The organism is Aminobacter sp. P4_H6_2, from assembly GCF_056400805.1.
On the sequence record NZ_JBFUKO010000115.1, the window covers coordinates 1 to 11416 of the forward strand.

At 62.2% G+C, this 11416-nt stretch carries 10 protein-coding genes and 2 pseudogenes; 6 read left to right on the forward strand and 6 right to left on the reverse strand.

What is annotated here, in order from left to right:
- Together argE and AC1DUU_RS11460 are read left to right on the forward strand one after the other, a co-directional pair.
- Nucleotides 1-1083 (forward strand): acetylornithine deacetylase (argE, locus tag AC1DUU_RS11455; protein ID WP_476783539.1); only part of this gene is annotated, 1083 nt, incomplete at its 5' end.
- Entirely contained in the window at nt 1074-2288 is a 1215-nt protein-coding gene (locus AC1DUU_RS11460; RefSeq protein WP_476783540.1) for an NAD(P)/FAD-dependent oxidoreductase, read from the forward strand. The genes argE and AC1DUU_RS11460, both read left to right, overlap by 10 nt.
- 12 nt (nt 2289-2300) lie before the next feature.
- On the opposite strand, the pseudogene AC1DUU_RS11465 reads toward AC1DUU_RS11460, so the two are convergent.
- The 3 genes and pseudogenes from AC1DUU_RS11465 to AC1DUU_RS11475 all read right to left on the reverse strand — a co-directional run bounded on the left by AC1DUU_RS11465 (nt 2301) and on the right by AC1DUU_RS11475 (nt 5079).
- Nucleotides 2301-3797 (reverse strand): annotated as a pseudogene (locus tag AC1DUU_RS11465) (gamma-glutamyltransferase family protein).
- Between the two features lie 67 nt (nt 3798-3864).
- Nucleotides 3865-4092: a hypothetical protein gene (locus AC1DUU_RS11470; protein ID WP_476783541.1), complete on the reverse strand. Its 228-nt coding sequence runs from the start codon at nt 4090-4092 to the stop codon at nt 3865-3867.
- A gap of 114 nt (nt 4093-4206) precedes the next feature.
- Nucleotides 4207-5079 (reverse strand): LysR family transcriptional regulator, encoded by an 873-nt coding sequence (locus tag AC1DUU_RS11475; protein WP_476783542.1) that lies wholly within the window; start codon nt 5077-5079, stop codon nt 4207-4209.
- Between the two features lie 147 nt (nt 5080-5226).
- Between AC1DUU_RS11475 and AC1DUU_RS11480 the strand changes: the two genes are divergently transcribed.
- From AC1DUU_RS11480 to AC1DUU_RS11495, 4 genes are all read left to right on the forward strand, one after another.
- Nucleotides 5227-6441 (forward strand): CaiB/BaiF CoA transferase family protein, encoded by a 1215-nt coding sequence (locus AC1DUU_RS11480; protein ID WP_476783543.1) that lies wholly within the window; start codon nt 5227-5229, stop codon nt 6439-6441.
- A 21-nt stretch (nt 6442-6462) separates the two neighbouring features.
- Nucleotides 6463-7659 carry a 3-sulfinopropanoyl-CoA desulfinase gene (gene acdA, locus AC1DUU_RS11485; RefSeq protein ID WP_476783544.1) on the forward strand — a complete coding sequence of 399 codons (1197 nt, stop codon included), beginning with the start codon at nt 6463-6465 and terminating at the stop codon, nt 7657-7659.
- Between the two features lie 157 nt (nt 7660-7816).
- Entirely contained in the window at nt 7817-8188 is a 372-nt protein-coding gene (locus AC1DUU_RS11490) for a putative sulfate exporter family transporter (protein WP_476783545.1), read from the forward strand.
- Nucleotides 8158-8763 carry a YeiH family protein gene (locus AC1DUU_RS11495; RefSeq protein ID WP_476783546.1) on the forward strand — a complete coding sequence of 202 codons (606 nt, stop codon included), beginning with the start codon at nt 8158-8160 and terminating at the stop codon, nt 8761-8763. Before AC1DUU_RS11490 ends, AC1DUU_RS11495 begins: the two co-directional genes overlap by 31 nt.
- Before the next feature lie 58 nt (nt 8764-8821).
- Here AC1DUU_RS11495 and AC1DUU_RS11500 read toward each other — a convergent pair whose 3' ends face one another.
- From AC1DUU_RS11500 to AC1DUU_RS11510, 3 genes and pseudogenes are all read right to left on the reverse strand, one after another.
- Nucleotides 8822-9535 (reverse strand): gamma-glutamyl-gamma-aminobutyrate hydrolase family protein, encoded by a 714-nt coding sequence (locus AC1DUU_RS11500; protein WP_476783547.1) that lies wholly within the window; start codon nt 9533-9535, stop codon nt 8822-8824.
- Nucleotides 9536-9607: 72 nt separating this feature from the next.
- Nucleotides 9608-10939: a tetratricopeptide repeat protein gene (locus AC1DUU_RS11505; protein WP_476783548.1), complete on the reverse strand. Its 1332-nt coding sequence runs from the start codon at nt 10937-10939 to the stop codon at nt 9608-9610.
- Between the two features lie 135 nt (nt 10940-11074).
- A pseudogene (locus AC1DUU_RS11510) lies at nt 11075-11416 on the reverse strand (glutamine synthetase family protein); the annotation flags it as partial.

Here is an 11416-nt window from a genome sequence, read left to right on the forward strand (position 1 = left end):
GCATTTCTGGAGAGGCACGGTGTCGCCAGCGACATCATCTGGAATGCCAATCGCACCAAGGGCAATCTGTGGGCGACGATCGGGCCGGCCAACACACCAGGCATCATCCTGTCCGGGCACAGCGATGTCGTTCCTGTCGACGGGCAGGATTGGGCCAGTGATCCGTTTACGCTGCGCGAGGCGGACGGACGCATCCATGGTCGTGGTGCCTGCGACATGAAGGGGTTCATCGGCATCGTCCTGGCCGCCGTGCCAAGCTTGACACAGCGCAACCTGAAGGCCCCGATCCACATCGCGATCTCCTACGACGAGGAACTCGGCTGCACCGGCGTCACCAGCCTGGTCGACCGCATCGCCGCCATGCCGGTTAGGCCGGCGCTATGCGTCGTCGGCGAGCCAACCCTCATGCAGGTCGTGGTCGGTCACAAGGGCGGAGGCATGTACCGCGCGACAGTGGCTGGCATGAGCGCCCATTCCAGCCTCGCTCCGATCGCCGTCAACGCCATCGAATACGCGGCCGAGCTCGTTGCCTTCATCACGAGCCTATCGAACGAGCAGGCGCATTCCGGGCCGCATGACACAGCCTATGACGTCACACATACCACGCTGTCGGTAACCACCATTTCCGGCGGCACTGCTTTGAACATCATCCCGAACCACTGCGAGTTCGCGTTCGACATCCGCTCGCTGCCAAAAGTGGACGCGCGCGCGCTGATCGAACGCATCCGCAACCACGCCGAGACGGAAATCCTGCCAAGCATGCGAGCTGTCGCGCCCGAGGCCCGGATCCTGATCGAACCGATAGTCGAGTTCGTCGGCCTTTCGACCGATGCCGACCATCCGGCCGTGACCTTCGTGAAGCGGCTTGTCGGCCGCAACGACCACGCCAAAGTGGCCTACGGCACGGAAGCTGGCCTGTTCAGTAGCAGAGCCGGCGTTGTCTCCGTCGTCTGCGGGCCGGGCTCCATCGAGCAGGCTCACAAACCGGACGAATTCCTCGACATGTCCGAGATCGACCGCTGCCGGGTATTTCTCGAGCGCCTGGCAGTACAACTCGAAGACGCTGGCCTGCCATGGTCGTGAAGCGCGGTTTCGACGCCATCGTGGTCGGCGCCGGTATAGCCGGAACCGCCGGCGCCTACTATCTGCGCAAGGCCGGACTATCGGTCGCTCTGATCGATGCGCACCATCCAGGCTGGGCGGCGTCGGGCCGCAATCCCGGTTTCCTGTTGCTGCAGACCAAGGCCTCCGGATTGGCGATGGAGTTTTCGCGCGCCTGTCGCCAGTTCGCCGAAGCGCTCGCGGAGCAACTACCCGATTTCGGATTTCGTTCTTGCGGCGGCCTCATCATCTACCGCCACGAGGAATTCGAACCCGTTGCAAGGGCGTTCGCCGACGATCGCAACAAGGCCGGCCTGCCCGTCGAACTGCTCGACCGCGCCAAGTTGCTCGAGCTGTGCCCAGATATCGGGCCGTCGGTGTCAGGCGCAGTATGGAACCCACTTGATGCTCACCAGGACACGAGGCTGCTCGTGCGCCGCCTAACCGAAGCCTTTCAGCAGGAAGGGGGCGACCTCATCAAGGCAGCGCGCGTCTCGGCCGTCATGGCCACGGATTCCGCATGCCGCGGTGTCAGGCTGGCTGACTGCACCGAAAGCGAAAGCCGCATCGTCGTCATTGCCGGGGGGCCATGGTCCAACGATCTGCTCGAACCACTTGGGCTTGCCATTCCGTTCCAGCTGACCCGTTTCGAGGCAGCGGAAACGACCCCCGCGCCGTTTCGCATCGGACCCGTCGTTGCCGGCCAGTCGCTGTTTCGCTTCTTCACGCCGCCTGCCATCAACCCCGACGCCCTGCCCCGCGACCCGTCCGAAAGTATCCGTCCAGACCTCGGCTTCACCGAACAGATCGCCAGCTTTCCGGACGGATCCCTGCAGTTCGGATGCGCCTACGAGATTGGAAGTGACCTTGATCAAGCGACGGTTGCAGGTCAGGCGATAGCCTGCTCGATCATGAGCCGCAATTTCCCCGCCATGGCCGGCCTGCCGATCGTTCGGCAGTGGGCAGGAATTGTCGCTCAGACACCAGACGGTCTTCCAGTGATCGACGCGTCCTGCGGCATCGACGGCCTGATCGTCAACACCGGGCATTTCTTCGGCAATCTCGCCGGCGCATTTTCCGGCAAGCTTGTCGCAAACCTGGCGATGGCGCTGGCACCTGATTATTCCGTGCAAGCGCTGGGGCGGAGCCGGCTCGTTCAAACCGCTGCCAGTCGTCATCCGACTTGAGGAAACGCCAGACTAGAAAGCGAGGGCGCAGCCGTCCTTGCGAGGATCCGACCCTCCAAGCAGCGTGCCCCGTTCCCAGTCGATCCAGATTGGGCGCCTTGAGCGTGAAACCACGCCGCTCCAACTCGGGACCGACGAGCGTTCGCAGTCGTGCCTCAATCTCGACGACGTTCGTCCCGCGAGCGGAAACAACCGCGGCAGATCGATGGCAGCCTGAAGAACCAAGCCGTCGTCGAACACCTTGGACGGCAAGTGCGCATGGCCCATCGCCTGATAATGACCGCCCATCACCCCGAAGGGTATGATGGCGCGCCCGTCGCGACAGACCATTCCGGGAATGATCGTGTGCATCGGGCGTTTGCGCGGCGCTATAGCATTGGCGTGTCCGGGTTCCAGGACAAAGCTCTGACCGCGATTGTGAAAGAGCACGCCGCTGCGGGATGGAAGATGGAGTTGATGAAGCTGACCGCCGTGCGGTCGCGGTCGATGACTGCGATGAAGACGGTATCCTTGTGCTCGACGCTGTCGAACGAAGGCAGCACGCCCATTGCCCGATYGAGGCGGATCTGTGCCGCAAGTTCGGCTGCCAGTCGTTCGGACAGGAGATAGTCCACAGGAACTTCGGCATGGCCCGGATCGGCAAGGAACTTGTCGCGGGCAGCATAGGCGAGGCGCGTCGCCTCGATCTCGACATGAAGACGATCTACGGAAAGYGGATCACCCTTCCTGTCGAAGCAGGACAGGATGTTCAGGTTCATCAGGGCAACGACGCCCTGCCCGCTCGGCGGGCATTCATAGATGTCATGGCCGCCGAACCGGGTTTTTATCGGCTGGACATAATCGCCTTGGGCATCTGCAAAGTCCGCCTTGGTATGCAGGCACCGCTCCGCGGTAGAACGCTTCGGGTCCGTCGCGCCCGATGGCGACAAGTGTGTCGGCAAGCTCGCGCTGATGCCGCACGCTCCCTGCTTTTGGTGCCTGGTCGCCGTCGAGGAAGATACGCCGCGCGGTCGGATCGGCGCGCAGCAGGTCGGCCTGATTGGTCGTATCGAAGGCGACGGGCGGGGAGACGACGTAACCCTCGGCAGCCAACCGCACCGCCGGCGCAAGCACCTCGGCCAGATCCAGGCGGCCATGGTCGGCAACCAGACGGGACCAGGCCTCGACCGCTCCCGGCAACGTGACAGCGTGCGCGGAGCTGCGTTCGATCTGGGTTATCCCGCGATCGACATACCAGGCGAGGTCCGCAGCCGCTGGCGTCCGTCCCGAACAGGCGATGACGTCGTCGGAGCCGTCGCGGGCGAGCAGGGTGAAGCAATCGCCGCCGATACCGGTTGAGCCGGGCTCCACGACGCATTGCACGGCGCAGGCTGCAGCTGCCGCGTCGACCGCGTTCCCGCCCTGTCGCAGTATATCGACCGCGGCAAGCGTTGCCGCGGGATGCGAGGTCGCAGCCATACCTTCCCGTCCGACACCAAGCGAACGCCCGGGTTGCTCAAAGTCCCTCATCTCTGCTCCATGTGAAATTACGCTCGACGGAATCGGCCGATGCGAGACATCCTACCGGCACGGCCCGTCAGAGATCCGACATTGCCATCTGCGCGTTGGCGCGAACGCCGCCGAGATGGCGACGCAAAGCGTTTCGCGCGCTTTCAGCTTTGCGGTCGACGAGGGACGCCACGATGACTTCATGCTTCTGCTGGTAGAACGTCCATTTTTCCAGGGAGAAACTGCCCTCCTTGAGCCGCATCCAGCTTCGGCTGTCGCGCAGGTCGCTCAGCCGTTGTCCGAGATCGGCAACCATCCCCGCAACGCCAATCCGGCGATTTCCTCTGCATCAGTTCAGGGCACCCATCCTTAATCTTGGGATGCAGTGGAACCGGCTGCTGGACCTGGTCGGGCGCTAGCACCCCACCACTCAGCCATGACCAGTGAGTTGTTGAAGCTCACGCAAAAGGGTTTCCGCCAACCGTTGGCGTGGGCCTTTTTCAAGCATCACCATGATCAGGGAACGATGTTTCTGCGGGGTGCCGAACGGGATGCGCCGCAGTTGATTGCCGCTATAGGGCGCGCAAGCTCGGGTCGGTGTGATCGAGATACCGAGCCCGTGCGCGACAAGCGATTCCACAGCTTCGATCGAATCGATCTCCATCACCGGCTGAACATGGATCTTGCGGTCGAGAAGATGCTGTTCGATCTGCTGTCCCGCCCAGGTTCGCCGGTTGAACCAGATGAAGGGATAAGTACGCAGAACATCTTCGTCCGCAGCTTCCGCCATGGAAAGCGGGACGATGACATTCAAGGGCTCCTGGCAGATCGGGAAGGACGCCAGCCCATCCGGCAGGACGCGCGGCTCCGAAACAACGGCCAGGTCAATATCCCGGTTGCGCACGGCTTGGGCAAGTTCGCCCGAAAGTCCGCTGCGGATGCGTACATGCAGTTTGGGATGGGCGAGTCGAAGCCTGGCAAGTGCGGGCGGGATCAGGTTCACGAGCGCCGATGGAACGACGCCGATTGTCACAGTGCCGACAAGACTGTCGTCGCTGGTTAGGGCACGAATATCATCCGCGATCTTGAGCATCCGCCTCGCATGCTCGACCAGCGCAAGGCCGGTGTCGGTAAGCGTCGGCGGTCTTGTGCGGCGGTCGACGATCTGAAGCTGCAGTTCCTCCTCGAGCGTCTTGACCTGCAAGCTGATGGCCGAATGGCTGAGGCCCAGCGCACTGGCCGCTGCGGTGAAACTGGGTTGTTCGGCGATAGCCACAATGGCCTGAAGAAAGCGAAGGTTCATGGGGTCACAAATAGCGTTAAATTTTCTCACGATAAAATAGATAATATCTCGCTGTTGTCTACGTTTTATTCAATTTATGCCTGCTCCGAACTACGTGGTGACGCGCGCTGGAACAGTGGCCGCGATCGACTGGGCAGGAGGGGAAGCGTGCATATTCAAGGACCGCTCGCAGGCGTTCGCATTCTCGACCTGAGCCGGATTCTCGCCGGTCCGAGTTGCACCCAGCTTCTGGGCGATCTCGGTGCTGACGTCATCAAGATCGAAAAGCCGGGTGCCGGCGACGATACCCGCGCCTGGGGGCCGCCTTTTGTCGAAGACGAGAGCGGCAATGCCACCGGGGAAAGCGCCTATTACCTTTGTGCCAACCGCAACAAGCGCTCGGTTGCACTCGATATCGCTACCGAGGAAGGGGCGGATACCGTCCGCGAACTGCTGGCGCATTGCGACGTCTTAGTGGAAAATTTCAAGGTCGGAGGACTCAAGAAGTACGGGCTTTCGTATGACGACCTGAAAGGCCCATTTCCACGCCTGGTCTATTGTTCGATCACCGGTTTCGGCCAGACCGGCCCGAATGCCGACAAGCCGGGCTATGACCTGCTCGCCCAGGGCTATGGCGGCATTATGAGCCTGACCGGCCCGGCCGACGGCGAGCCGACGAAGGTGGCGGTCGGAATAGCAGACGTCATGACCGGCATGTATGCGGCGACCGCCATTCTGGCCGCCCTGCGCCACAGCGAAATGTCCGGCGAGGGCCAGCATATCGACATCGCCCTGGTCGACACCCAGATCTCGTGGCTGATCAACGAGGGCACCAACTATCTGCTTTCGGGCAAGCTTCCGGTACGCCGGGGCAACCAGCACCCCAACATCGTACCGTATCAGGTTTTCGAAACCAGCGATGGCCATGTCATCGTGGCGGTGGGCAACGACAGCCAGTATCGGCGCTTTTGCGAGCTCATCGAAGCCCCCGAACTTGGACACGACGAGCGTTTCGCAACCAATGCCGCCCGGCTGAAAAACCGCGAGACGCTGATCCCGATGGTCGCGGACAAGCTGCGTCTCCTGGCCAGGGACAGCCTGATTGCCAGCATGGAAGCAAACGGCATTCCCGGTGGACCGATCAATACGCTGCGAGACGTCTTCGACAGCGATCAGGTCACAGCGCGTAACATGAAGATTTCCATGCCTCACCCGCTTGCAGGCAGTGGCGTTGTCGATCTGATCGGCAACCCGATCAAGATGTCGAAGACGCCGGTCACCTATCGTCGCCCGCCGCCGGTTTGCGGGGCGGACACTAAAGCCGTGCTCGACGAATTTTTGAACCAGCCCGCCGATCGCAAGCACCGGCCCGCCGCAAGCTAACCCCAGACGAGGAGACACTCGATGTTTCAGCTCAGCCCCGCCCAAAAGCTGCTTAAGGACCAAGCGCGCGATCTCGCCGAAGGCCATGTGCGCGCGCGCGCGGCGGAAGTCGATCGCACCGAAGAGTATCCTTGGGACAACATCGAGAAGCTGACGAAGGCCGGTTTCATGGGCATGACGATCCCGAAGGAATATGGCGGTCGAGGGCTGACCTATCTGGATGCTGTCCTGGTGATCGAGCAGATGGCCCGGACCTGCGGGGTCACCGGACGCATCGTGGTCGAGGCCAACATGGGCGGCATCGGCGCGATCATGGCCTACGGTACTGACGACCAAAAGAAGCAGGTCGCGCCTTACGTTCTTGCGGGCGACAAACCGGCAATCTGCATCACCGAGCCAGGGGCAGGCAGTGCGGCAACAGAGATGACTACGACAGCGGTCAAGAAAGGCGACCGCTACATCCTCAACGGCGAAAAGCACTGGATCACCGGAGGCGGCGTCTCCAAGGTGCACCTGATCTTTGCCCGCGTTATCGAAAACGGCGAGGAACAGGGCATTGGCGGGTTCATCGCCATTCGTGGAGAATCGCAAGGCTTGCGGGTTGGCAAGCGCGAGCCGGCCATGGGCCTGCGCGGCATTCCCGAGACCCATCTGCATTTCGAGGATCTCGAGTTGCCCGAAGCCATGGTCGTGCGTCCGCCTCATGGCTTCCGCCGTGGCTTCGCCGCCTTGATGAGCGCTTACAACGCCCAGCGCGTCGGTGCTGCGACCGTGGCCCACGGGATCGCCCAAGGTGCCTTCGAGATCGCCCGCGACTACGCCAAGGCGCGCGAGCAATTCGGTCGACCGATTGCCGAGTTCCAGGGGCTGCAGTGGATGCTTGCGGATATGTCGATCGGCCTCGCCGCCTCGCAGGCGCTTATCTACAAGGCGGCGATAAATGCCGGGACGGGCTTTCCCAGCATGCAGGAAGCTGCCCAGGCCAAGATCCTTGCATCCGAGACGGCGATCAAGGTTGCCAACGATGCGCTGCAGATCCATGGCGCGATGGGTTATTCGCGCAATTTGCCCATGGAACGCATGGCTCGTGATGCGCGCATGTTCACGATAGGCGGCGGCACGGCGCAGATGCTGCGCAATCAGGTCGCCTCGGCAGTTCTCGAAATGAAGCTGCCGCAGTCGCGCGACGGTTATCGCGACCTTGCGGAAAAGGCGTGAAAGCCGATCCGGCTGGCCTGAACAACCCCCACAGAACAAGGAAGGCAAGACCCATGGAGCCCAGCCTCGATCCTGGAGCCTATTTCGGGGGAGCCGGACGGCAATGACGACTTTGGTCTGGCCGCGTTTTCTGACGCCCTAGGGCGCGCGCGAAATCATGCCCGGCATGGTGCTTTGCCTGACGGTCGCAATGGCAGCGACCTTTCTGAGCACTCACTATGGCGCGCCCGTCATGCTGTTCGCCTTGTCGTTGGGAATGGCGTTCAACTTCATTGATCCGGCTGGAAAGTTCATTCCCGGTGTGGCCTTGGCTTCCCGGCCGGTTCTGCGGATCGGTGTGGCGCTGCTTGGAGCTTGCATCACGCTTTCGGATATGCTGGCGCTCGGACCACTCCCGATCTTTCTGGCGATCGGGGGTCTGGCGACAACCATCCTGCTGGGCCTCGGCCTCGGCCGTTTTTTTCGGCCGCCCGGCCGCCTTCGGCATTCTGACCGGCGGTGCGGTCGGCATTTGCGGCGCTGGCGCTGACATCCGTCCTGCGCAAGGGAGAACGCGGCATATCCGAACGCGACACGATTTTCACTGTTGTCGCCGTGACCGCGTTGAGTACGGTCGCCATGATCGCCTATCCTGTCCTGGCTTCATTCTTTGGCTTCGATGACAGGCTGTCCGGCATCTTCATCGGGGCGACCGTACACGATGTCGCCCAGGTGGTCGGCGCCGGCTACTCGATCTCGCAGGAGGCCGGCGACACGGCAACCATCGTCAAGCTGTTGCGCGTCGCCATGCTGGTGCCCGTGGTCGCCAGCATCACCCTTCTCATGTCCCGTTCGGGACCGGGTACGCGCGCCAGATTTCCGCTTTTCCTGATCGGCTTCGTATTGCTGGTGATCATCAACAGTGTCGGCCTGATTCCAGCGCAGGCTTCAACAGCCCTGGCCGATGCGTCGCGATGGGCGTTGGTGATAGCCATAACCGGGCTCGGCATGAAAACTTCGCTRAAGAATTTCTTCGAGGTCGGCCCCCGGGCGATGGCGATCATTGTGGCGGAAACCGTGTGGATCGCAACCTTCGCCGCAATCGTCCTTTCCACCCTCGCCTGACAACAAGTCCAGTCCATTCACAACTGCTGCCCCTGCGGCCGATTCCGAAAGTCCCAGCTCAGCCGAGCATTCGACCGAAGATCGAAAAGACAGCCTGCGACACACGGCTCTCGACACTCATCTCGGGATGCCATTGCACGGCGAAGATCGGGTAGTCGTTAGCCGCGACCGCTTCCACGACACCATCCGGTGCCAGGGCCTCGATGCGAAGGCCTTCTCCAAGCGTCGCAATGCCCTGGTAGTGGATGGAATTGATCTCCACGACTCCGGTTCCGAGCTCCCGGTGAAGCAGGCCGTCCGGCGCGACATCCAGCGAATGGCTCCAGGAAAACTGGCCCGGGCCATCGGTGTCGATCGGGGCGTGATGGAGCAACATCCGGTCCTCGGCACCAAGCCCGTCTTGCAGCGTGCCGCCCAGGGCGACATTGATCTCCTGCAGGCCTCGGCAAATCCCCAGCACGGGAAGCCGGCGGGCCTTGGCCTCCAGGATGAGATCGAGGGCAACGTGATCGCGTGAAGGGTCGAACGGGCCGGCGCCGGCGCTTGCGCCATACCGTGCCGGCTCGATGTTCGACGGACTGCCGGTAAGGATGATACCATCGAGCTTCGCCAGGACAGACACTGCCCGAGCCGCTGTGGGGATGGGCGGAATCACAAGAATGTCGGCGTCGAGCTGCTCCGAGATTCTGCTCACATAGCGGCTAGGCAGATACACGCCCGGCTCGCCCCGGAAATCGCATGAACAGGACATGACGCCGATGCAAGTTCGCATGGTGAAATCCTCCTTTGGAGTGTGGACGATGCCAACGACCGATGTGGCCGGTTCCGCCGGCTAGGCGGCTGGTCAGTGCGTAGCGGCTTCCGAACCGCGCTTGCGGAAGAAGTCTGTCAGCGGGCTTTCGGGCTTCATTAGGCTGCGCTCGGCAATCAGACCTTCAACCATCGCCCGGTCACCGGAGCGGATCGCGGCTTCCATCAATGTCAGGTTGATGACGTCGCGCTGCGCGATCGAGCCTCCGAACAGATGCGCCGAATGCCGCGCCTTGGAGATGAGTGTTTTGGCAGTCGCATAGTCCTGCCGACCGAAAGCGTGAAACCCCTTCACGATCGAAAGCCCTGCGGTGCGGATGACGATGGAACTGGTACTTGGCCCTTCGGCATTGGCCTCCATGGCGGCAATCAGCGCCTGCGCTTCGGCCTCGAGGCCTGTCGCGGCAAAAGCCATCATCGCGTGCATGTCGTTGAAAGCGATATAGGCCTGGTCGATTACTTCGGTGTAGCGTTCGGCCACGGGGGTCCAGCGGTCGCCACAATCCACTCCGTCCATCGCCAGCCGCCACAGCATCGCGGCGCTGTCATGCATATCCATCAGCGCCGAATCCCTGGTGACCGTCATGTAGCGGTCGTGGATCGCCAGCGCCTTGTCGAAATCGCAGTTCTCCAGGTGATAGAGATTGAGGTGCCAGCGGTTGTGGATCGAAAGATAGTTCTCGCCCGCCCAGTTCTCCTCGCAGCGCTCCATGAATGAGATGCCAAGCTCGGTCTTGCCCTGCATCTCGTAGCAGTGCGCCAACCCGTGCACGCCCCATGTATCCAACGGATTCAGTGCGACGCAGCGCAAGGCCATCTCTTCGGCCTGGGGATAATGGCCCGATTCCTCAAGCCCGAAAGCCAGCATTCCAAGGATGTAGGAGTATTCCGGGTCGGCCTCGCTCCAATGACGCATGATCCGCGCGGGGCGGTCGCGTGTGGAACTCGCAGTGCCCAGCAGGAAATCGGTCTGGTGGCCGAACTGCAGCGCGCACAGGTCGCGCGGGCAGTCGAGCAGAATGTTGGCATAGGCCTGCGAGGCGGCATAGAAATCGCCGGAAAGCCAAAGCTTGATCGCCTTGATATGACCAAGCTCGCGCTCGTTGGCTTGCGGCGCGAGACGCTCGAGCACCGCAAATTCACGCGCAAGAGCTGCCTGGTAACGCTTGTCTGAGGCGGTGAGAAGCAGCCCCGCCTGGAAGCAGCGTCCCATGATGAAATCAGGGTCCTCCGCCAGCACCGCCGCGATCATCGCGCCGGGATCGGGCGCATAGCCCAGCATTCGCACCGCCGCAGCATGAAAGGCGTCAACCGATGCCCTGTTGCCATGCGACACGGCTGCGCCAAAACCGTCGATCAGACCCATCGTTCAACTCCTCGGCCCGGGCCAGCAGATGCGCCAAGGCATTTCCAGTTTGATCGCTTCGGCCCACCCCGCTCCAAGTGCCCGCGAGGGTTCGATTGGGCTGTCTGCGCAGGCCAGAACCTGCGCAGGGTCTTGTCAGAGGTTGCCCATGTAGCGGTCGCGTTCGACCGGTGTGACTTGCCGATAGACGAAGTCTCGCTCACGCTCGGCCTGCTGGATCAGGATCGCCATACCGTCGCCCATCACCCTGTGCATGAAGGCCGAAGCCTTGGCCAATTCGATCGCCTTGTCGATGGTGGTGGGCACCGGATCGGCATCGGTCCGCTTCGAGGCGTCGCCTGTGGTCGGCTCGCCCTTGGGCGACAGGCCCTGCTCGATGCCATCGAGGCCAGCGGCCAGCTCGCAGGCGAGCAGGTAGTAGGGGTTGCAGTCGGCCGCCCCGTCCCGCTTTTCGATCCGCACCGCACTGTCCTTGCC